The sequence below is a fragment of the Janthinobacterium sp. 1L-D-8-B-C4 genome (assembly GCF_057291295.1).
This window is the reverse complement of sequence record NZ_JBXAVX010000018.1, coordinates 55,944-78,875: the sequence shown is the minus strand read 5'-3', so window position 1 is coordinate 78,875 and position 22,932 is coordinate 55,944. Positions and strand designations below refer to the sequence as shown.

19 protein-coding genes and 2 pseudogenes are annotated in these 22,932 nt (G+C 47.8%); 12 read left to right on the top strand and 9 right to left on the bottom strand.

Annotated elements, in window-relative coordinates; translation table 11 throughout:
- The first annotated feature begins 511 nt into the window (after positions 1 to 511).
- From AC0Z42_RS25490 to AC0Z42_RS25460, 7 genes are all read left to right on the top strand, one after another.
- Positions 512 to 1,165: an LbetaH domain-containing protein gene (locus tag AC0Z42_RS25490; RefSeq protein ID WP_485470868.1), complete on the top strand. Its 654-nt coding sequence runs from the start codon at positions 512 to 514 to the stop codon at positions 1,163 to 1,165.
- 73 nt (positions 1,166 to 1,238) lie between these two features.
- Positions 1,239 to 2,483, top strand: a complete 1,245-nt coding sequence (locus AC0Z42_RS25485) for a hypothetical protein (RefSeq protein WP_485470867.1) — start codon at positions 1,239 to 1,241, stop codon at positions 2,481 to 2,483.
- Between the two features lie 89 nt (positions 2,484 to 2,572).
- Entirely contained in the window at positions 2,573 to 3,604 is a 1,032-nt protein-coding gene (locus AC0Z42_RS25480; protein WP_485470866.1) for a glycosyltransferase family 2 protein, read from the top strand.
- A gap of 53 nt (positions 3,605 to 3,657) precedes the next feature.
- A complete protein-coding gene (locus tag AC0Z42_RS25475) occupies positions 3,658 to 4,761 on the top strand; it encodes a glycosyltransferase family 4 protein (RefSeq protein ID WP_485470865.1) in 1,104 nt (367 codons plus the stop codon).
- Position 4,762: 1 nt separating this feature from the next.
- The gene (locus AC0Z42_RS25470; RefSeq protein ID WP_485470864.1) at positions 4,763 to 6,037 is read left to right on the top strand and encodes a glycosyltransferase; all 1,275 of its coding nucleotides are present in this window, start codon (positions 4,763 to 4,765) and stop codon (positions 6,035 to 6,037) included.
- A 110-nt stretch (positions 6,038 to 6,147) separates the two neighbouring features.
- On the top strand, positions 6,148 to 6,798 hold the full coding sequence (locus AC0Z42_RS25465) for a GNAT family N-acetyltransferase (protein WP_485470863.1): 651 nt from the start codon (positions 6,148 to 6,150) through the stop codon (positions 6,796 to 6,798).
- A 1,208-nt stretch (positions 6,799 to 8,006) separates the two neighbouring features.
- Positions 8,007 to 9,347, top strand: coding sequence for a sulfatase-like hydrolase/transferase (locus AC0Z42_RS25460; protein WP_485470862.1), 1,341 nt, complete (start codon positions 8,007 to 8,009; stop codon positions 9,345 to 9,347).
- Between the two features lie 93 nt (positions 9,348 to 9,440).
- Here AC0Z42_RS25460 and AC0Z42_RS25455 read toward each other — a convergent pair.
- A pseudogene (locus tag AC0Z42_RS25455) lies at positions 9,441 to 9,596 on the bottom strand (IS481 family transposase); the annotation flags it as partial.
- 57 nt (positions 9,597 to 9,653) lie between these two features.
- On the opposite strand from AC0Z42_RS25455, the pseudogene AC0Z42_RS25450 reads away from it, so the two are divergent.
- The 5 genes and pseudogenes from AC0Z42_RS25450 to AC0Z42_RS25430 all read left to right on the top strand — a co-directional run.
- Positions 9,654 to 10,617, top strand: a pseudogene (locus AC0Z42_RS25450) (IS3 family transposase); the annotation flags it as partial.
- A 129-nt stretch (positions 10,618 to 10,746) separates the two neighbouring features.
- Complete coding sequence (tnpA, locus tag AC0Z42_RS25445) at positions 10,747 to 11,112, top strand: IS66-like element accessory protein TnpA (protein ID WP_485470861.1); 366 nt, start codon at positions 10,747 to 10,749, stop codon at positions 11,110 to 11,112.
- Positions 11,109 to 11,576, top strand: coding sequence for an IS66 family insertion sequence element accessory protein TnpB (gene tnpB, locus AC0Z42_RS25440; RefSeq protein ID WP_485470860.1), 468 nt, complete (start codon positions 11,109 to 11,111; stop codon positions 11,574 to 11,576). The genes tnpA and tnpB overlap by 4 nt, the downstream gene beginning before the upstream one ends.
- The gene (gene tnpC, locus AC0Z42_RS25435) at positions 11,488 to 13,002 is read left to right on the top strand and encodes an IS66 family transposase (RefSeq protein WP_485470859.1); all 1,515 of its coding nucleotides are present in this window, start codon (positions 11,488 to 11,490) and stop codon (positions 13,000 to 13,002) included. Before tnpB ends, tnpC begins: the two co-directional genes overlap by 89 nt.
- Positions 13,003 to 13,116: 114 nt before the next feature.
- Positions 13,117 to 13,752 carry an IS66 family transposase gene (locus AC0Z42_RS25430; RefSeq protein WP_485470858.1) on the top strand — a complete coding sequence of 212 codons (636 nt, stop codon included), beginning with the start codon at positions 13,117 to 13,119 and terminating at the stop codon, positions 13,750 to 13,752.
- Between the two features lie 14 nt (positions 13,753 to 13,766).
- On the opposite strand, the gene AC0Z42_RS25425 is transcribed toward AC0Z42_RS25430, so the two are convergent.
- The 8 genes from AC0Z42_RS25425 to AC0Z42_RS25390 form a co-directional block, all read right to left on the bottom strand.
- On the bottom strand, positions 13,767 to 15,770 hold the full coding sequence (locus tag AC0Z42_RS25425) for an acyltransferase family protein (protein WP_485470857.1): 2,004 nt from the start codon (positions 15,768 to 15,770) through the stop codon (positions 13,767 to 13,769).
- 374 nt (positions 15,771 to 16,144) lie between these two features.
- Complete coding sequence (gene rfbC / locus AC0Z42_RS25420) at positions 16,145 to 16,690, bottom strand: dTDP-4-dehydrorhamnose 3,5-epimerase (protein ID WP_485470856.1); 546 nt, start codon at positions 16,688 to 16,690, stop codon at positions 16,145 to 16,147.
- Positions 16,691 to 16,731: 41 nt separating this feature from the next.
- Positions 16,732 to 17,625: a glucose-1-phosphate thymidylyltransferase RfbA gene (rfbA, locus tag AC0Z42_RS25415; RefSeq protein WP_485470855.1), complete on the bottom strand. Its 894-nt coding sequence runs from the start codon at positions 17,623 to 17,625 to the stop codon at positions 16,732 to 16,734.
- Positions 17,625 to 18,704, bottom strand: a complete 1,080-nt coding sequence (gene rfbB, locus AC0Z42_RS25410) for a dTDP-glucose 4,6-dehydratase (protein ID WP_485470854.1) — start codon at positions 18,702 to 18,704, stop codon at positions 17,625 to 17,627. The genes rfbA and rfbB overlap by 1 nt, the downstream gene beginning before the upstream one ends.
- A 54-nt stretch (positions 18,705 to 18,758) precedes the next feature.
- Positions 18,759 to 20,222: an undecaprenyl-phosphate galactose phosphotransferase WbaP gene (gene wbaP, locus AC0Z42_RS25405; protein ID WP_485470853.1), complete on the bottom strand. Its 1,464-nt coding sequence runs from the start codon at positions 20,220 to 20,222 to the stop codon at positions 18,759 to 18,761.
- Between the two features lie 78 nt (positions 20,223 to 20,300).
- Complete coding sequence (locus AC0Z42_RS25400; protein ID WP_485470852.1) at positions 20,301 to 21,719, bottom strand: mannose-1-phosphate guanylyltransferase/mannose-6-phosphate isomerase; 1,419 nt, start codon at positions 21,717 to 21,719, stop codon at positions 20,301 to 20,303.
- Positions 21,720 to 21,956: 237 nt separating this feature from the next.
- Positions 21,957 to 22,307, bottom strand: a complete 351-nt coding sequence (locus AC0Z42_RS25395; protein ID WP_485470851.1) for a diacylglycerol kinase — start codon at positions 22,305 to 22,307, stop codon at positions 21,957 to 21,959.
- 296 nt (positions 22,308 to 22,603) lie between these two features.
- Complete coding sequence (locus tag AC0Z42_RS25390) at positions 22,604 to 22,867, bottom strand: hypothetical protein (RefSeq protein ID WP_485470850.1); 264 nt, start codon at positions 22,865 to 22,867, stop codon at positions 22,604 to 22,606.
- Positions 22,868 to 22,932 lie beyond the last annotated feature (65 nt).

Genomic DNA, 22,932 nt, shown 5'->3' with positions numbered 1-22,932 from the left:
TCGCCAAGCCCGCTTGTCAGTTGTTGGCAGCCGGTACCGGCGATATGCCTCCCGAGGGGAGAGGCATATCGCCGGCACGATGACATGTCCTCTTAATACCTTTTTTGTGCCCGAACTACTTGATACATGTGGCGACATCATGAAGGATCGAGAAAATGTGGGCAATTATGTCATTTTGATGGCATTAATTTCGCACTGAATAGTGTTCTGCCGTTGCATGATGAGTGAGGGGCACGTAGCATTCAATATTCTGGTAAATGATTACTGAAATGGGCAAGCGTTTCTCGGAATTTTTGCCTACACTCCAACCGTTACTCTTGGGCCGTTACGCTGTGCTGTCAGCAATTCAGCAGTCCAACTTTTCTCGTGTTAATTTCTAAAAAGCATTAATGTATTTTTTAATAAACAAGACCGGAGATTTTTTTAGTATAAAAAGTCAGAAATATATTAAATAATATTTTTCCTTAAATATTTATTTACAAATTAGAAGAATAAAAAAATTAGGTTGTTAATGAAAATCATTTCTGTTATTTCAAGAAAAATTAGAGCTGATGGTCTTGTGGGCGCCACAATTTTTTTATCCGGCCGTATTTTTCACAAGGCAAGGTCCCTGATTTTGTCCAGCATATTGAATGCTCCGGGGATTAATCTCGGCGCCGGCTGTCAGATATTTGGCAGGAGGTTTATTAGTTTCGGAGCATCTTTTTCAGCACACAAAAGCCTATGGTTGGAAGCCGTTTGTGAATATAAAGGCGTACAGTTTTTCCCGAAAATAGTATTGGGAAATCGAGTCAATATTTCGCAGAATGTTCACATTACTTGCATCAATAAAATAAAAATAGGAAATGACGTCCTGATCGGCAGCAATGTGTATATTTCTGATCATAATCACGGCATATATAATAACAGAGAGTTTGCTCATAGCTCACCTAAACAACCACCTGCCGAGCGTGAACTTTATTCTGCGGGAAGCGTTGTGATCGAAGATAATGTATGGATTGGCGATAGTGTCAATATTGTAGGCCCATTAACGATTGGCTTTGGCTCAATTGTTGCGTCAAATACCGTAGTGCGGCAGGATGTACCCCCACATGTTATCGTGGCAGGAATTCCAGCAAGAATCATAAAGAAGTTTAATTTTCAAACTGAGTCTTGGGAAAAGTAATAAAAAATTGACGACAATATGAGCAGAATAATATTCCACACGAATGGATTTAGGTGACTTTAAAAAAATGTTAATGAATTTTTTGTTGGTCATCTCGCTGTTGACTATTAACTTTGAAGTTCTCCCGTTGGGAGAATATCAGCCATTGTTGCTGTTGACAATAGGGGTGCTTTTGCTTGTCTTTCGTGGGCGCATCGGTCGCAATCAGTTGATCTGTTCTGCGCTCATGCTCATGGTAGCCTTGGTTAGCACCTTATCATCTCCCGATGGAAATGTTACAGATGTGTTTCGCGTGGCAATAGCTTCAGTTTTTATGCTTTGTGGAAATTTAATAATTAAAAAAATCAATAAAAGAGTTGTTTATGCCATCGTCGCAGCACACATGGTGGTATTAATTTCTGGACTAATTGTGCCAGGAGTAACAGGAAAATTTTTGTCTATTTTTTTCCCGCGCGGTGCTGCTTACTATGATGGTTATAACTCTTTTTTTGCTACTGAACCATCATATGCCTCAATTAACTATTTTGGCTTATATGTAATTTATCGGATTGCTGGAGCATTGGATGGCACATACAAGCATAATAACTGGCTTGATCTCTTTTTTATACTGCCATTGCTTTTTACAAAGTCAATTACCGGAATCGGCTTTTCAGCAATAATGATAATCTTTAACATTATTGAAAACAGAGATTGGATATTTCGGCATAAAAAGCAACTATTTCTTTCCGGATTTGCGCTTCTCATTCTGCTGGTGGTGCGCGGGGACGGAAATTCTGTCGATGGCGAGGCCGAGAGTTTTGCCCGTTTAAAGTCATTCATCAATTTTATATTCATAATGGATGATGGATCGCTGCTGTTACTTTGGACGATCGCGGAACCAGCTTCTTCCGCGCGCTTTATTTCGAATATGTCGGCATTAGTCGAAGGTTGGGGCTCTTTAACAGGGAACGGAACTTTCAGTATCAGCGGGCCGAATTTTTCTGACTACCCAAGATGGCTGGAGGACATGTTCAATACCAGTCTAATTATTCAACCCGGGATTAATGGCCAGACCCCATTATTTAATTTGATTGGACATTCGGGATGGTTGTCAATTATTCCAATTACTTTCATGGTCTACTTTTTTACCTCCGGGATGCGGAATTTTAAGTCTGGAAGCACAAGATTTTTAGTACTGATCTATGTCCTGATTGGGTTGCTATGGCAGAGTGCATTTGTTGCTCCGCTTATTTGGATCATAATCAGCACAGTAGTTGGCTTACAGGGAAGGCCAAGATCATTGGAGCCGAAGGTTGCGGGTTCCGGGCTTGGTGGATGAAATCAATATATAGTTTTAATATTGAAACTATTTAGTTGATTTTTCTTTTTTACACATAATTTTATATTGAATTTGATATTGGAATAAAAATGGCGCTTGCTAAGTTTTCAGTCTGTATTCCGTCCTACAATCGAGCAAAATATCTGCGACAGGTCCTTGATTCGGTTATTTCGCAAAAAGAATATCTGCATGAAATTGTCATTTGTGAGGATAAGTCTCCGCAGCGTGAAGAAATTGGAGTAATTGCAAGAGAATATCAGGAAATCCATGGAGATTTGATCGTTTACCACGAGAACGTAACGAATCTTGGATTCGATCGTAACTTGCGACAATTATTGCAAACAGCCAGTGGTGATTATTGTATTTTTTTGGGTAATGATGACGTGTTATGTCCTGGTGCATTGAAGACAATGACTGAACTTGTCGCGCGTAATGAAAATGTGGGCGTAATCTTGCGTGGATATGGGTGGTTCAAGGGTACGCCGGATAATATAGTTCAAACGGTAAAGTATTTTCCCGATGAGCGTCTGATGCCCGCTGGTATCGACAGCCTTTCGTTTTTCTTCCGCCGTTCATGCACCTTGGCTGGCCTGACAGTTGCACGACAACCTGCGATTGAGCTTGAGACGTCGGAATTCGATGGATCGTTGTTTTATCAACTGCATTTGGTTGGTAATATTATTTTGAAGTATAACGGCGTTTTTACGCCTGAAATTATTGCTTTGTGTCGTGATGATGAAACTCCAGACTTCGGTCATTCAAGTGCGGAAAAAGGAAAATATACACCTGGAGAATATACGATCGATGCCCGCATCCATATGATGACGGGTATTGTCACTATCGCAGCAGCGATTGACAAGAAAAACAAAGGCGCGCTGGAGGGAGTATTGCGAGACATGGCGAATTATTCTTTCCCGTGGCTTGCATACCATGCTGATAAAAAATATAAAATATTCAAAAAATATTATCAAGGTTTAGGAAATTTGGGCTTGAAAGCTTATCCCATGTTTCATGTATATTATTGTTTGATATTAATTTTTGGTGCGAATAACGTTGGTAAGCTTATTAATTATGCACGTAATACGTTAGGATATACACCAAAACTGGGCGGGAAAAAGTAAACTCAGGGTACCTGTATCTTGCGCTATCGAATTTATTGCGGAATTTTTAATTTATGAATTTATTGATCGACGGCTATTATCTTGACAAGCCGCGTGGCATGGGGCGTTATTTGCAGGAACTGCTGTTTGCAGTTGCTACGTTTGCGCCGAAGATTTATTCAATCAGTGTGTTGATTCCTTCGGATATTTCGGAGGATTTGCTTATATTGCCAGAGAAAATAAATTACATACGCAAGAAGCGATTTCCTTTTCCCGTATGGGAACAGTTTTCTCTTCCATTTTCGGTGGCAGCGGGGAACTATGATGTTGTACATTTTCCTTACAATACAATGCCGGTCGTAATGAATTTACCGTTATTGCGTTGTGCATTCCGTGCCCTACGTGTTGTAACAGTGCATGACATGATTTTCTTTGAAAATTTGTCAGGTAGTAATTTTTATCAGGGCTGGGGTAACCGTTACAGAAAATTCAATGTTCGGAGATTAACTGACTATAAGACCAAACTGGTTACCGTAAGCCACTTTTCAGCTGAAGAAATAAAATCAAAGATAGCCATGGTTGCGCAGGTCATTTATACACCGGTGGAACGAACTTGTCCTGATGAATTTGGTAAACGGTCGGTGATCGAAAAATGGGTGGGTAAGCAACAATATCTATTACACATAGGCGGTGTTAGCCCGCATAAAAATTCTGATCTTTGTATCAAGGCCTTTATCAATGCAAAACTACCTGATTGGAAATTGATGGTATTGGGTATGCCTGCCGATTGCCACCTGGCACAGCTCCATGCTGGCAACGAAGCTGTAACATTTCCAGGCTGGGTTTCTGACCACGAAATGCGTGCTTTGCTTGGGCATGCTGGTGGAGTACTCTTCCCTAGTCGGATCGAAGGTTATGGTCTGCCTATCGTTGAAGCTTTTGCTTCGGGAATACCGTTGTTGACATCAGACTGTCCGCCTATGAATGAGCTAGCCGACAATGCGGCGATTTTGGTAAACCCCGACTCGCTTGATGAAATGACCAAAGGCATATTCACATTAGTAAATGATGAATCTACAAGGAATTTGTTGGTCGAACGTGGGCGTCTGCGTATGGCGGGCATCACTTCCGAAAAAATGGCCTATAAACTGCTGGCTATTTATGGCACGGGAAAATGATATGAAAGTAATGTTGGTTTCGACGTTGTATCCTTATCCGGCTGATGTTGGAAAAAAAGTTGTGATAACTGGATTGATTCGTTATTTTTGTGAAAAAGTTTCTGCGGAAAAATTTTATCTTGTTTATCCTGATAAAGACGCGGAGCAGGAATTGCATCACGACTTCAATCGTATCAATTATCCTTTTCCATCTGCTACGGTACGGTTAAAAAATATCTTCTTACAGACTCTTTTTCTGCGTCGTAAGAGCATACAAGAATCCCTGTTTTCTTCTGATGCTATATTAAGTTCAGTTCAGCAAGCAATTGATACTGTCAAACCGGATTTGATTGTTTTTGATACCATCAGAATGGGACAGTATTTTCCGAAGCTCAATACTGGCCGGGCCCAGTCAGTGCTGTATTTGGATGACTTGTTTTCTGTGCGTTATAAGAGCATGATTCGAGCATTGAATTTGCCGCAAACACTAGCATTTAATCCTCTCGGAAATTTTGAACGTCATGTACCAGCGATTTTTCGACCATTGATCAAGAAATTTTCATTTTTGCAAAAATTTTTACTTTCCTATGAGTCAAAACTGGTTGAGTCTTCGGAAATAAAACAGGCAAAATATTTCCCCAGTAATCTGCTTATCAATAAAACCGAAGTCGAATTATTGAGATCGCGTGGTGGAAATAATGTAAATGTCTGTCCACCTTATGTTTCGTCGGCAATACGCCCATATGCTCGGTCATGGGCAGGTTCCCCAGTTTTTGTATTTTTGGGAGGGCTCGACGTCCCTCACAACGCTGTCAGTTTGGAATGTTTTATAGATGAGCAACTTGATGAAATAATAAAGGCCATTCCTGGCGTTATCATCCGCGTTATCGGAAAAAATCCTACCCATTCATTGCTGGAGTTGGCCCGAAAATTTCCAGACAATCTTAGAATTGAAGGATATGTAAAGAGTCTGGACGGTGTTTTGCATGGTGCTTGTGCAATGCTGGTGCCATTATTGTTCGGTAGCGGGGTGAAATTAAAAACGATCGATGCTTTGTCTTATGGGTTGCCCATTATTGCAACTGATTTCGGTGTAGAAGGAGTAGGCGTTTCTGACAGCAACGAACATTGCATTGTTGAGAATGACTTTTCAAAGTATGCGATGCGGATGAAAAATCTTCTTGATGTAAAGGTTAATACACAAATTTCGTTATCGTCGTATCAATTTTACGTTGAAAATTATTCCGCTGATAGTGTTGGTAAAAAATATTCTAAAATATTTGGTTTTTCGGATTGACCTAATTTTTATAATTTCCTAGGAATTAATTTTTTTATTTAATTTTTTGCTTTTATCAAATATAATAGCGGAAAAATTTGTTTTTAAATTTTTGAAAATTTAAATTGATTATGAAAAATAATAGTGTAAATAGCCAGAATGGTTCTTTTATTTCCGTGCGTAATGGTGTCGTTACGGACGATGACGCTACTGAAAAGAAAATTGAAAGCGATGTTGCTTTTATAAAACCAAAGAGAGTTATTGGAAAAAATGTAGTATTTCGTAATGCGGATAAGGCCGATGCCGAATTTATTTTACAGTTGCGTACCGACCCAGTCAAGGGAAGGTTTTTATCGGCAACTGCTGCCGATGTTGATCTGCAAGTGGCATGGCTGGAGAAATACGAAAAGGATAATAGTCAGATATATTTCATCATCGAGGACAGGGATGGTGAGCGATTCGGCACAGTTAGACTTTACGATATCATCGGCACTTCATTTTGCTGGGGATCATGGATTTTAAGAGATGGCCGGCCTAGTGGTTTTGCCATGGAATCTGCTCTTCTGGTTTATCAGTTCGCATTGACATTGGGATTTAGAAGATCTCATTTTGATGTCCGTAAGGAAAATGTATCAGTCTGGAACTTCCATGAACGTTTTGGTGCAATACGTACTGAAGAGCAGGGTGAGGATTATATTTATAACATTTCTCATGATTCCATCATGGAATCGTTACAGAAATACAGGAAACATGTAAGTGATAGCATGGAAGTAGAAATGTGACTTTTCAGCTGCTGTCGTATCAATAAAAAAGTTTTAAATAGGCGCGGATAAGTTCTTTATACGGACATGGCAAGAAATGTGCCCCTTCCGAGCTCTCTGGTCTCACGTCTACCCAGCTTGAGGGGGGCGTGTCAACGCTGGGGGGCGGTTGGTGGCGCTGAGATCAAAGCTGGCGAGGATAGCAATAGCTCAAGCCAGCAGCTATCTCCGATAGCTTGTGCCGGAATACTTCGTTGCGCAAGCCGGCGATCAAGACACGGGATGGCCATGCCTCAAACATGGCCGTGGGCAAGGCCGTGCAGTGTTCAGCGATGGCCAATATACAGAGCAATGATCAGTTGTGAAAATGATACGCGCCGGGAAAGATAATCATCGTCCGGTATGCCGATGACAGAGTGGCCAGGTTGGCGCGAAGTGACGATGCCGAGCATTTCTGACCGCACTACGGTAGCGTATGGCGAAATCCGGACGGACGCTCAGTCCAGACAATACGCGATTCATTGAATTCGGTCGGCAAGCTCAGGAACCGCAGAAACTGCAAAGTGAAGGAAAACCAGAAAATTTCGACTTTCTGAGGTTCACTGATTATTGCGGGAAGGCCCGCCAAGGCTGGCTTCCGATTCTTCGTGCGAGTGTGAAGCCAATGCCAGCTACGCTAAAAGCAGTTCGGATGGCGTTACGGAAAAGAATACACGATTATGTAGCAGTCGCTGGAAGGTTAGGTGGTCAGGTTTTGCGATCCTGTTTCAACTACTTTACAGTACCTGGACAATTACATCGCTTGCGCAGCTTTTTTGCACGGAAATCTGTCGAAGGCGGCGTCAAACATTAATACTTTGTAGGTAACCACATTGCCTGTCTGAGCGTTTCAATAGGTTGGTGAAACGCTACATCCCCCCTTATTGTAGGCCTTATCCATATGTAAGTGAACGGTATCATGCCACATACTCGAGGCATGAGCTTTGTGTGGCAATGTCTCTTGCAGGGAGCTATGTATGGGAAAGACTGTGACTTTTTCCCCTGCCGCGCTTATTCGTTTTATAGGGTTTTTTATTGCTGCAATAGAAGGTGAGATAGAGGATCATATTTTCATCTTGAGGCGACATCATAAAAATGTATTTGTATTTTTATTTTTTTCTTAATTATTTGAAAAATTCATATAATTTCACTATTGATGCACACAAAATAATTATCCGGTATTTATAATTATGAATCATTTATTGGCAGTGCAAGAAGATGAAAGTTTATCAATCAAAGATAAAAAATTTATATATTTTAAATCTTTGCTGTGGATGATGTTGCCTAGTATGATCTGGAGCATTGCTTTCGGTAATATATATGTATGTATAGAGCCATTATTTTTTCCTTATTTGCAACGTCGAATTACGTCCAAGTTCTCTTTTTTGATAAAACTAGTATGGGTTTTTGCATTTTTAATTTCTATTTTGTCAAAATGGAATATTCGGCCTGATTCTTACTATTTTTATTTGTTCGTTGTGCTTGCTGGCGCACCTTTATCAGTATTGCTTACTTGCCTAGTGTTTTGTGTAGTCATGTCAGGTTTTTTATTTTCTAATTTTTATATCAGTACTTCGTTTAAATTTAAAAAATATTTTTTTCTTTTTGGAATTTTTTTGATTTTTTTGAAATTTGTATTTTCCATTGGTGACTACGCACCGTCATTCATCAGAGGGGCAATTATTACGCCGTCACCGTTCGCTATCAAAACTCTGCTTGTTTATAATTCATTTCAGGAAAAGAATTTTTTGGGAATTACTGAAGGGCCGACATTTTTGAATTACGTTAAGAATGCGGAAAAGTTACCGAAAAAAATGGTTTTGCTGATTGTTGAATCATGGGGAGAGAGTGAAGCTTCACTGACTTCAATCAAGAAAAAGTTACTGCTTGATGGTGTTAAAGTGACCGGCGCAGGATTTTCTCATTACCATGGTTCTACCCTGCAAGGTGAAATTCGAGAATTATGCTCTCAATATATAAGACTGGATAGCACTACAAATTTAGCTGCAATGGTTAATAATTGCGCACCAGTTTACATGAAAAAAAACGGTTATGAAGTTATTGCTGTACACGGTTATGATGGAATGTTTTATGCTCGTGATACTGTTTGGAAGCGATTAGGTATCGATCATTCATATTTTCAATCAGATATGAGTGCATTAAAATTGTGTCCAGGTCCATTTTTGGGAATTTGCGATGCTGAAATGATCGCATATGGCATTAACCTGATGCGCAAGAAAGATAAAATATTTTTATACATGTTATCCATTTCAAGTCATGAACCCGTTGCTTTCTCCATGGTGGGCAAGCAAACACGATATTTTGAGGCAATCGCATCGATCGGGAACTCTCAAATTATTGCGCGTAATGCTGTTGGAAGCTTGGTTGAGGTCTTGCGAAAGCATACAGACTTGGGTTGCACTGAAGTCTACGTGGTAGGCGATCACCAAGCTCCATCAGAGGTCAACAATGGAAGATTTCCGGAAAATCAGGTTCCTTATTTGCGGATGTCTTTTCATTGCGATGGTTAAAAGCATGCCGTTTTATGTCAAGACCGGCTTGGTTATAAAAACGCTTAACGAATAATTCCGTAAGCGGCCAGCCGGCCCACCTTTTCAGCGGATTCAGTGTGGGCTAGATGTCAAGTCTCGTCTAGTCATAAACGCGTTAACGAATAATTCAGGCTTCTTTTGCTGCCATTCCTTGAGTGCTTGAACCGGCGTTTTGGAGCCAATGGCACGCTGCGGAATGTGGTGGTTGTATAGCTTCAGATAGTATAGTGGATCCCGAATCTGAGACGATGGTTAAAGCAGTGGTCCGTGAAAGGATGACAGCAAATGAGTGAAGGTAAAAAACGCCGGGTGCATACGGCCGAGTTCAAGGCCAAAGTCGGTCTGGAGGCTGTTCGCGGCGTCAAGACGGTGACGGAGATCGCGTAAGAGTTCGGTGTGCATCCGGTGCTGGTGGGCCAGTGGAAGAAGGAAATCTTGGAGACCGCCGGCGCGATGTTCGACACCAAGCGCGACCCCAAACCGATCGATGAAAGCAGCCCCGAGGACAAGCTGTACGGCGAGATCGGTCGGCTGAAGATGGAAGTGGACTGGCTTAAAAAAAGCTGGGGCCGTGAGCCAAGAGGCGCGCTTGGGCTGGATCGAAGCCGGGTACGAGAAGCTGCCGCTGACGCGCCAATGCGAACTGGCAAGCGTACCTCGCGCGACGGTGTACCGCCGGATCGACGCGGCATCCCGGCAGGCATGCGAGGACGAGAGCGACCTGAAGCTGCGCGTGCTGATCGATGAGGAATACACCAGCCGGCCTTTTTATGGCAGCAGGCGCATGGTCGTGTTCCTGCGCGCGGCGGGTCACGTGGTCAACCGCAAGCGCGTGCAGCGCCTGATGCGCGTCATGGGTCTGGCGGGCATGGCGCCGGGACCGAACACGAGCCGTGCGCATTCCCGGCACAAAGTCTATCCGTACCTGTTGCGCGGCGTGCCGGTGACGCGCCCTAACCAGGTGTGGTCGACAGATATCACCTACATCCGGTTGATGCGGGGCTTCGCGTATCTGGTGGCGATCATCGACTGGTACAGCCGCAAGGTGCTGTCCTGGCGCATCAGCAACAGCATGGACGCGTCGTTCTGCGTGGACTGCCTGGAGGACGCCTTGCGCCACCATGGCAAGCCGGAAGTGTTCAACAGCGACCAGGGTTCTCAGTTCACCAGCGCTGCCTTCACCGACGTGCTCAAGCGCAAAGGCGTCGCCATCAGCATGGACGGGCGCGGACGAGCGCTGGACAACGTAAGCGCTCCATAAACCACAGCCTTGTGGCGTGATCCCGATTTCAGCAGTAAGCGTCTCCCCACCGCCGTCTATCTTTAAAAGTCTACATACCCGAAAGTAGTTCCCGTCACTTTTTTGATGGGAATCACTTTGGATACAGATAAAACGGCAGGCAACCGCAAAGGCCGCCCCAACTATCCGGCTGACTTCAAACGGCGTCTCGCCGTCGAGGCTTGTGCACCTGGTATCTCGGTGTCCAAGCTGGCGCAGCAGAACGGCATCAACGCCAATATGCTGTTCAAGTGGCGCCGCGAGCTGCGTGCCGGTTTGTTCGAGCCGGTCGCGCCGGCGCTGCTGCCCGTGCTGGTCAAGCCGGCTATGACACGGTCGCAATCCCTGCCCCCAGCTGAGCCAAGCAGCATGATCGATATCATCATTGGTGATGCCATCGTGCGTCTGCATGCCGGCATCGACGCCGCGCTGATCCAGCTCGTCTTGCAAAGCCTGCGGCCGTGATTGGCTTGCCGGCGGGCACACGCATCTGGATCGCAGCCGGTGTGACCGACATGCGCTCTGGTTTCAACGGCCTGGCGGTCAGGGTGCAAACGGCCCTGGACGAAGAGCCGTTCAGCGGTCACGTGTTCGTGTTCCGTGGCCGACGTGGCGACATGATCAAAGTGCTGTGGTGGAGTGGTGATGGGCTGTGTTTGCTGGCCAAGCGGCTTGAACGCGGCCGCTTCGTCTGGCCGCAGGCTACCAGCGGCACGGTATTGCTATCGCAGGCACAGAGCTTTCGCTGCTGCTCGAAGGCATCGACTGGCGGCGCCCCGAGCGCACCTGGCAACCATCATCGACCTTGTAAACGTCGGCGCCCTCGCGTAAACTCGGCCCATGCTCAACCTTGCCGACCTGCCCAACGATATCGATGCCTTGAAGGCATTGCTGCTCGCGCAGCAGCAGGTCGTCGTCGGCTTGACTGAGCAGCTCAACACGCGTGCCGTCGAGATCGAGCATCTCGAGCTGCAGATTGCCAAATTGCGGCGCATGCAGTTCGGCCGCAAGTCGGAGAAGCTCGACCACCAGATCGAGCAACTGGAATTGCAGCTGGAAGACCTGCAGGCTGACGAGGGCGAAGCGGCGCGCGAGATGCCAGCGGCCGATCAGGCGCCGCGCAAGAGATCGGTACGCCGTCCCTTGCCAGATCACTTGCCGCGAGACGAGAAAATGTACCCGCCGCCAGGCGAAGCTTGCCCTGCCTGCGGCGGGGGCTTGCGTCCCTTGGGCGAGGACGTTGCCGAACAACTCGAATGGATACGAGGCAGTTTCCGCGTGATCCGCCATACGCGTCCAAAACTGGCCTGCAAATGCTGTGACACCATCGTGCAGGCACCGGCGCCAAGCCGGCCGATTGCACGCGGCATCGCCGGGCCAGGCTTGCTGGCACATGTGCTGGTGGCCAAGTTTGCCGACCATCTTCCGCTGTACCGGCAGTCGGTGATCTATACCCGCGAAGGGGTTGAACTGGAGCGAGCGCTGCTGGCGAACTGGGTTGGTGCCGCCAGCGCCTTGTTGCGCCCGCTGGTGGACGCGATCCGGCGCCATGTGCTCGCTGGCGCCAAGCTGCACGCCGACGACACGCCAATTCCGGTGCTGGCGCCGGGCAATGGCAAGACCAAAACAGCGCGGCTGTGGACCTACGTGCGTGACGATAGCGCTTGCGGCGACACCACGCCGGCGGCGGTCTGGTTTGCCTACACGCCGGACCGCGAAGGCATCCATCCGCAAATTCACTTGGCCAACTTCAAGGGCGTGTTGCAGGCCGATGCGTATGCCGGTTTCAACGCACTCTACGTCGATGGCACGATACAGGAAGCGGCATGCTGGGCGCATGCGCGCCGCAAGTTCCACGATCTGCATGCAGCCAGACCATCGGCCATCCCGACCGAGGCCCTGCGCCGGATCGCCGAGCTGTATGTGATCGAGGCCGAGATACGCGGCAAACCGCCGCATGAACGACAGCAGGTGCGCCAGCAACGATCACGGCCATTGCTCGACGACTTCGGCAACTGGCTACGCGCCACGCTTGAAAAGCTGTCGCGCAAGTCGGACACGGCGGCGGCGATCCAGTACGCGCTCAACCTGTGGCCGGCGTTGCTGCGCTACTGCGACAACGGCATCATCGAGATCGACAACTCGGCCGCTGAGCGAGCGTTGCGTGGCGTCGCCATCGGCCGGCGCAACTATCTGTTCGCCGGTGCCGACAGCGGTGGTGAACGTGCAGCGGCCATGTACTCGCTGATCGGCACGGCCAAACTCAACGGTGTTGACCCCGAGGCCTGGCTACGCCATGTGCTGGCCCACATCGCCGATCATCCAGTCAACCGGGTCGACGACTTCCTGCCCTAGAACTGCGCCACGCAGCTCCCTTCGGCTTAAACAACACGCCGCTTCCCAGCGGTGTGATGCCATCATCTTCTCATTCATTGCCGTGTTCAAGACGGCGCTGGCTTGACGCTTACCATGGAGGCGATCGCCGCGCAAGCTATTCTGCCACAGCGCATTGGCGTACTGGTCCATGATTGCTGGTCGCCGTACTGGCAATTGCCCGGCATGCATGCCCTATGCAACGCCCATTTACTGCGCGAACTACTCTATGTTCAAGAACTCACCGGCGAGCGCTGGCCCGCCAGGATGAGCGAACTGCTGCTGCGCACCAATGAATTGTGCGAAGCGGCGCGGCGCAAGGACATCGTCCTCGGCGACGCCGACAAGGCGGCCTTGCGTACCTTCTGTGACGCCATTCTGTCGGAGGGGGAACGGCGCCATCCCGCCCGACTCAAGCCCACTGCCAAGGCTGGCCGGGTCAAGCAGTCGGTCGCCTTCAATCTGCTGCTACGCTTGCGCCGATATGCCGACGCGGTGCTGCTGTTCGTGGCCGATCCCGCCCTGCCGTTCACCAACAACCTCGGTGAACGCGCAATCCGCATGCCCAAGGTGAAACAGAAAATCTCCGGCTCGTTTCGCACATTGCTGGGTGCACAAAACTTCCGCGTTATTCGCACCTGCCTCGACACGCTGCGCAAACAAGGCCATGGCATGTTCACCGTCCTGCAACGCGCCTTCGCCGGAAACCCGATTCAGCCAACCCCCGGCTGAACAGTTACAAAAATTCAATGTGTATCAATACTGCTGTTAAGTACATTGTATAAAGACAATGATCCTGATACAGATAGGTGATCGGCATCACGGTACTTTGAAGTTGTTTCATCTCCAAAATAGCATTTTTCATTATCGCAAAATTGATTATCAACATTTATGTAAGTAAATTTTAATTCATTTTGTAATTTACTCAATACACTTCTGTTATACGCTTGTAAAGCTAAGTGTTCACTTTTAGAAATAGAAGCTCGTTTAATAATTTCCGACTTATGTTCTTCATTAAACCAATATAGTTTTTTATAAAGCGAATCTCCATCTATTTTCTGTTGTGGAATTTGAGCAAGTAGGAATACATTGACACCAATATCTTGATATTTTTTTATTGTATTTTTAAGAGATTTTTCAAAATTAAGTCGTGTCGTACTCTGGTCTAATTTTGAGTTATCATTTGTTACTAAATAATAAATTCTTGATTTGTCGTAATTTCCATCTGTATATAAAGACCATCTACCGACAAGAAATATGTTTTTAATTTTGTTATCTTTTACGAAATTGTATTCCTTGGTTGCTAAATTTTCACAAGTTTTAGATTTCCAACTTCCCCTGGCAACATCGACATTAAGAAAAGGTACACATCCGCCGAGTGCAATATGGGAATATTTCTCATGTCTTTCTTTTCCTATCTTATCTAGAACTGGAAGAATCGCTTCTGAATGGCTATCACCAAATATAGCTAATGTTACGTTAGTTTTATTAGTATCTCCAAGGCTACAAAAGTCAATATTCATTCCTGTTTTTCCGTCGAAATTAACATCGCATTTTTCTCGAATTTTTGTCCCAATTATTGATTCAGAAGATTTTTCAGGGATTCCTGTTACTCGTTTTGGAAATCCCTCTTCTGAATATGTAATAAGACCAACTGCCATTAAAAATAACACTGGAGTAACTAATAGGATTAAAAGTTTTTTTGATGAAATTAATTTCTTATTTCGATATGGATTTTCTATATATTTCCAGCTTATATAACCTAATGCTACTGAAGCAAAGCAAAGAATAATAAGTATTATTGTTGATGGGATACCATAAGTTCTAAGTCTAGCAAAAGAGAATAAAGGCTGATGCCATAGGTATGTGCTATAGCTAATTAATCCAATGCCTACGAATAATTTGCTTCCAAGTAGTTTTCCAACTAAATTTTTAGTATTCGCAAATACAAGGATCAAGCCAGCACCAATTGTGGGTATAAGTGTGTATAAACTTGGGGATGGTGTGTTGCTGTCAAACGCAAATATCGCGTAAAGTACAAGTGCTAAACCAGCCAGACTGAATGACTGACTGACTGACTGACTGACTGACTGATTGACTGAAATTACACCAAATTTATAATTAATATACAAGGATGTTAGTGCGCCAATAAGTAGTTCAAATCCTCTTGTTGGTAATAAAAAAAAGGTAAAATCTGGATGATTTTTTGAGCCCCATTGAGCGGCAAATACGCTAACAATAGCAACTAATAATAGCAATGAAATAATCCATTTCTTGCCTAACTTCCAAGTTAGCATTAAGAATATTGGAAATAATACATAATATTGCTCTTCTACTGCTAAGCTCCACGTATGAAGCAAAGGCTTAAGCTCGGATGCTGTATCAAAGTAACCGCTAGTTAAGTAAAAGAGGACATTGGAAACAAATAGTAGAACGGCTACTATGCTTTCTGAAAACATTTTCAAGTCTTGCGGTAGCATCCAAAACCATGCGAATGGAAGCGTACATAGCATCACAAATAAAAGTGCGGGAAGAATTCTTCGAGCTCTACGTTCATAAAAATTAAGCAACGAGAAGGAGCCTTTTTCCATCTCATCAACGATGATGGTTGTGATTAGATAGCCGCTAATTACGAAGAAAATGTCCACACCTACGAAGCCACCACTAAAAGTAGTAAAGCCTGCGTGGAACAAGATGACAGGTAGTACAGCAAGCGCCCTTAGTCCATCTATTTCTTTTCTGTATTTCATTTTTTAACTATCCTGTTAATATTTGAGCCTCTTGCAAAACTCACAGAGCATCGGATTGTGAATGCTACCGATCACCGCTTTGGGTCTTTTTTGTGATTGATGTTGCCAAATTTCTGTACTGAACTGGTCTACGTCGTCATTTCATCCTGCTTTCAAACGGTTGCGTTCACGGTTCCGCCAGTCGCACCTTGCAACCACACCCTTATCGACCTGTTTTACCAGCCAATACCGCTTATGTGAACAGGCGCATCAACTGGTCTGCCGTTAATGCCAGCATACCCGAACATCATATTATGTAGGTATGCCATCAAGTAGGATAAGTGTCAACTGATAACGGCGCCGCGTTGCGGCGCTGTATGGAGCGGGGAACACGATCAGACAAACACTTCCGCATTGATCAATAGCGTGCCAGTTTTGTCCTTGCCGGACAGCACTGGTTCCGTGTGCAGCGGCCAGTCGATTCCGATCGCCGGATCATTCCACAGAATAGTGCGTTCAAATTCCGGTGCCCAGTAGTCCGTGGTCTTGTATAGGAACTCGGCACTGTCGCTGGTTACCACGAAACCATGGGCAAAACCTTCGGGTACCCACAGCTGACGTTTATTAGCTGCCGACAAAACAACGCCGACCCATTTACCGAAAGTTTGCGAGCTTTTGCGCAGGTCGACGACGACATCGAAGACTTCTCCGGAAGTAACGCGCACCAGCTTGCCCTGCGGATGCTGGATCTGATAGTGCAGGCCTCGTAATACGCCTTTTGCGGATTTGGAGTGATTGTCCTGCACAAACTCAGTGGTTACGCCGGTCAGTTCTGCAAAGCGGTTTTTGTTGAAGCTCTCATAGAAAAAGCCGCGGTCATCGCCAAATACGGTTGGTTCAAGTATCAACACGTCAGGAATGGATGTGGTCTGAATTTGCATGGTCTAGTAATAATGTATGAACTGAGTGAAAGGCGCGCGCCTCAGAATATCTTTTCGTCGAGCAAACGTAACAGGTACTGACCATAGGCGTTCTTTTTCAGCGGCTGGGCCAGTTGTTCCAGTTTGGTGGCATCGATATAACCCTTGCGATAGGCAATTTCTTCAGGGCAAGCTACTTTAAGGCCTTGGCGATTTTCGATGGTGGCGATGAATTGTCCCGCTTCCAGCAGGGACTCGTGCGTGCCGGTGTCTAGCCAAGCCATGCCGCGGCCCATCAGTTCAACGTTCAGCTCGCCGCGCTCCAGGTAGACTCGGTTGACATCGGTGATTTCCAGCTCGCCGCGTGGCGACGGCGCGATACCAGCGGCGATGTCGCACACCTGGTTGTCGTAAAAGTACAAACCGGTCACGGCATAGTTCGATTTTGGCTTGAGCGGCTTTTCCTCGATGCTGACAGCACGGCGCTGCTCGTCGAAGTCGACCACACCATAGCGTTCCGGGTCATGTACGTGATACGCGAACACGGTGGAGCCGCTGGTGCGCGCAGACGCTTCGCGCAATTGCGTTTCGAAGTCATGGCCGTAATAAATGTTGTCGCCGAGGATCAATGCCGATGGCGCGTCGCCAACAAATTCCTTGCCGATAATGAACGCTTGAGCCAGGCCATCCGGGGTTGGCTGCACGGCATAGGTCAGGTTGATGCCCCATTGGCTGCCATCGCCCAGCAGTTCCTGGAAGCGTGGCGTATCTTGTGGCGTTGAAATGATTAGGATGTCGCGCATGCCAGCCAGCATCAGTGTCGTCAGCGGATAGTAAATCATCGGCTTGTCGTACACCGGCAGCAATTGCTTCGAGACTGCCATCGTCACAGGGTACAGACGCGTGCCGGAGCCGCCGGCCAGGATAATGCCCTTGCGTTCGATATTCGTGCTCATCAGATCGCTTCCTTTGCCGCGTCGCGTGCCGCGTAATTCGTTTCTACCCACTTCAAGTAGTCACCCGACTGCACGTCGCGCACCCATGTCTGGTTGTCCAAGTACCACTGCACCGTCTTGCGGATGCCGGTCTGGAAGGTTTCGGCCGGCTTCCAGCCCAGTTCGCGTTCGATCTTGCGTGCATCGATGGCGTAGCGGCGGTCATGGCCAGGGCGATCCTGTACATAAGTGATCTGTTCGCGGTAGCTGCCTGCAGCTTTCGGATCGAGCGTGTCAAGGATGTCGCACAGCGTGTGAACGACTTCCAGGTTGGCCATCTCGTTCCAGCCACCGACGTTATAGACTTCGCCCAAGCGGCCGGCTTCCAGCACGCGGCGGATCGCCGAGCAGTGGTCACCGACATACAGCCAGTCACGCACCTGCATGCCGTCGCCGTAGATCGGCAGCGGTTTGCCGGCGCGGGCATTGCTGATGATCAAAGGAATCAGTTTTTCCGGGAAATGGAAAGAACCATAGTTGTTCGAGCAGTTGGTAGTGAGTACCGGCATTCCATAGGTATGGAAGTAGGCGCGTACCAAGTGGTCCGATGCTGCCTTCGATGCCGAGTAAGGGCTGTTGGGCGCATACGGCGTGGTTTCGGTGAACGGTGGATCCTGTGGTCCCAAGGTGCCATACACTTCATCGGTCGATACGTGCAGGAAACGGAAAGCGTTCTTGGCTTCGCCGGTCAAGCCGGACCAGTAGGCACGCGATGCTTCAAGCAGGCTGAAGGTACCATTAACGTTGGTGGAAATGAATTCGCCAGGGCTGTGGATCGAGCGGTCGACGTGGCTTTCCGCTGCAAAGTGCACCACCGCGCGCGGCTGGTGTTCTGCCAGCAGGCGCGATATCAGTTTGGTGTCGCCAATATCACCGCGCACAAAGATATGGCGCGGGTCCTGTTCCAGGCTTGCCAGATTGTTGAGATTGCCTGCATAGGTCAGTTTGTCAAGCGTGATAACGGGCTCATCATTGAGCGCCAGCCAGTCGCGGACAAAATTAGAGCCGATAAAGCCGGCACCGCCAGTAACTAAAATCATGTTCTATCCTTTTCTTGCTTTGCAAATTATTTAAATTTTAAATAATGTTATTTATCAGTAAGCGCCATCTTTTTTGAAAATGACCTTGACCGTCTTTAGTAAAATAACAATATCGTTGAAGAGTGACCAGTTCTTGACATACCAGGCATCGAGGTAGACGCGGGTGTCATAGCTGACGTCATTCCTGCCACTGACTTGCCACAGGCCCGTGACACCGGGCTTGGCTTCCAGGTAGTAATCGATTTGATTGCCATAGCGCTCCAGTTCCGCATCGACCACAGGACGTGGGCCGACCAGGCTCATTTCTCCCTTGAGCACATTCCATAGCTGCGGCAATTCATCGAGACTGGTCTTGCGCAGGAAGTGGCCGATCGACGTGATACGCGGATCGTTTTTCAATTTGAAATCACGGTCCCATTCGGCACGTGCCTGCGGATCGCGCTCCAGCAATTCCTTCAGCAGTACGTCGGCATTGACGGCCATGGTACGGAATTTGTAGCACAAGAAATGCTTGCCATTCTGGCCCACGCGGCGATGGCCGTAGAAAATGGGCCGGCCCGAGGCCAGCACTTTCGCGGCGATCCACAGCAAGACGGGGGAACCGACGATCAGTACCATGATCGATGCCGTCAGATCGAAGCAGCGCTTCATCAGTTGCAAACCCGGCCGCGCCAAGTTGTTGCGCATGGTAAGCAGCAGCACTTCATGCGTGAAGAAGTGGTTGACTTCCATGCCATACAGCGGTAGGCCACGCACTGCCGGCACAACTTGCATGTTGGCGACACGACGGCTCACTTGCTGGATCATGCCCTGGTAGGCATCGATGCCACCCTGTTCCAATGCCACTACCGCATGCGGATCGCCCAGCGTTTTCAAGGTGAGTTCAGGATCCGGTCCGAGAGCAATGCAAGGAACGGGCTGTTTGGAGCGGTTCATATAATTGTGTTCGAACCGCTCGCGCCCTTCGGGAATCAGGAAAGCAATCAGGCGATAACCCATCAAGGATTCTTCATCGAAGGCGCGCGCGGTCTGCAAGGCATTGTCGCCCCAGCCGATGATGACCATCGGACGTATCCAGCCTCCCACCTTCATCAGCAAAAATTTGACCAGGCCACGCAGCAGAAGCACAAAACAAGGCACCAGCAGCCAGATCGCCAGCAACGCTTCACGCGAGGAGTCCCGCTTGCCAAGAAACAGCAGCGATGCGTCAATCAGACCCATGACCACGACGATTTTCAGTACTTCGCGGATTTCGTTGGAGTAGGGGCGACGCTTCGCATGATGGCCCTTCAGTTTGAAGAGCGCCAGCGTGACAAGAGATAGGAGGGAAAAGCTGAGCAAGCGAGTGCCATCCAGGCCCCAGGCGTTTAACTCGCTTGCCTGCAGCGTTCTGGTGCTGGCAAACCAGAATGCGGCGAACAAGGCAATGGCATCAGCAATGGTCAGAAAATATTTTTCCGCTGTGCTGCTGCAATACCATTTGACCTCTTTTACAAAAATGCCTTCGATGGGTTTCATGATGACTTGCTAAACCTTATAAACTTCAGTGGAAATGCAAGGGATATGGCAAGGCCAGATCCCTTTGCCGGGGCTTGCTTACACGCGGCCGTAACGATCTTCAAACCGCACGATATCGTCTTCGCCCAGATAACTGCCCGACTGGATTTCAATCAGTTCAAGCGGCACTTTGCCAGGGTTGGCCAGCGAGTGCACCACGCCCAGCGGGATATAGGTTGACTGGTTTTCTGTCAGCAGATATTCCTTGTCGCCATTGGTGATCTGGGCCGTGCCCGAGACCACGATCCAATGTTCGGCGCGGTGGTGGTGCATCTGCAGCGACAGCTTGGCGCCTGGCTTGACGGTGATGCGCTTGACTTGGAAGCGATCGCCATTGCCGATCGAGTCGTACGAACCCCAAGGACGGAACACCTCACGGTGCATGGTGGCTTCACTGCGGTCTTGCTTGACCAGTTGCGCCACCAGCGTTTTGGTATGTTGTGCCTGGTCCGCATCCATTACCAGCACGGCATCGGCGGTTTCCACGATGATCGTGTTGCGCATGCCGATGGCGGTGACCAGACGGCTATTGCCATGGACGAGGCAATCGTTGCAATCTTGCATGACCACATCGCCTTGAGCGCTATTGTTGCCAGCGTCTTTCTTGGCAACCTCGAGAACAGCTGCCCACGAGCCGATATCGTTCCAGCCAGCATCAAGTGCGATGGTGGCCGCATGACTGGTGCGTTCCATGACGGCGTAGTCGACCGCGATATCGGGGCTGGCCGCATAGGCATCGTGATCCAGGCGGATGAAGTCGAGATCGCTCTTTGCTTTTGCCAGCGCTTCGCGGCAGGCCGCCACGACGGCAGGTTGGAAACGTTCGAGTTCTTCCAGATAACGGCTGGCGCGGAACACGAACATGCCGCTGTTCCAGAAATAATCGCCACTGGCAATATATTGTTCCGCCAGCGCCAGGGCCGGCTTTTCAACGAATTCCACGATGCGTTGCACTTCGCCCGCACCGGTGTTTTCGGCACGGATGTAGCCATAACCGGTTTCGGGGCCGGCAGGCGTGATGCCGAAAGTGAGCAAGCTACCGTGTTCAGCAGCAATGCGCGCCACGCCGATGGCATGGTGGAACGCTGGCGTATCGAGGATCACATGGTCCGATGGCAGTACCAGCAGGATCGGATCCGCGCCGTTTTCCATTGCCTGCAACGCCGCCGTCGCGATAGCCGGTGCCGTATTGCGGCGCATGGGTTCGAGCACCATGCGCGCATCGGTCAGTCCGATTTCACGCAGTTGCTCGGCGACGATAAAGCGTGAGGACTCATTGCAAACCAACAAAGCTGGCGTCATTGACTCCAGGCCGACCAAGCGTTGCAGCGTTTGCTGCAGCATGCTGTTTTCTCCGGAAAGACGCAAAAACTGCTTGGGGAAACCTTCACGAGATAGTGGCCACAAACGTGTGCCGGAACCACCACAAAGAATGACAGGTACGAGAGGAGTATTCATCTATGCATCAATTCAAAATTAAAAATAAATTTATTGGACAGGCTGGTTGAACATTTTTTTACAAAGATTGGCAGATATGGAATGTTTCCCATATGCAAAAAAGTATTTTTTTCGACCCGATTTTTAGCAGCACATCATCTCAAAGGATTTTTTTGGTCTTGTTTTTAATTATATCGTCTTGAAATGTTGTTTGACGGTTTCGAAAATTAGTTTGAGCGAATAATACTCTTGAAAACATCAGTACTGTTCCATCAGGAAAGCAATAAATACTGCTACGGCGCTCAAGCTAAGCAATAACACTGAACCTGCGGCACAATCCTTGGCAATTTTAATGCTTGGATGCAGATCGGGATGCACATGGTCAATCAAATGCTCAAGTGCTGTGTTGAAAAGTTCTGCGGCCAGAACCATGCCGCAATTGAGCAGTATGACTGCCCACCAGATCATGGATGGCTGGAAGTATGCCAGTACAACGGCCACGCATAGTGCGGCGAGACATTGCAGGCGAAAGCTCGATTCCATGCGAAGAGCCGCCTCTATACCCTGCAAAGCAAAAACCACGCGTTTATGGAAAGGCTGGTTTTTCATCTGGAAGTGGTTGCAACGGCAGGGCAATAATCAAACATGAAAGCAGAATTCTTATTGGGGTAAATTACAAGACATGGTTGATGAGCGCGTTATCGGCGGGATAAACATATCTGAATATGCTTTTTTCGATATTGCTTGCTGAAAAATAAAAAGCCCTTTTCAATTGAAAGGGGCTCTTTTTGCTGAGATTGACATCATTAACTGATGCCAACCTCATGCTCCATCAGGCAGTCACCTTGTGGTTAAAGATCAACCAGTTGGTTGAGCCTGCCATTTGCTGCCTTGGCAGCAAATGATTAACGGTGGGTAGTAGCAGCGTGGTGGGTGGTGGTCGAATCCGAGCTTGCTGCGCCGGCGACAACAGCAACAGCTGCGCCGATGGCGATCAGAGCGCTGGTGCTCAGGCCGGCAACGGTGCCGCCGGCAGCTGCGCCGGTAGCGCCAGCTGCAGGAGCTGCTGCTGGTGGCACTGGCGCGCCGCCAACTGGAGCGGTGGTTTGTGCCATAGCTTGTGCCGAAGCGAAAGCCAGGATTGCCGAAGCGATCAGAATTTTTTTCATGGAAGTATCCTTTTTTGGTTTAACAGGGGAAAAACGCTATAAATTATGAAACTAAGTACGCGATT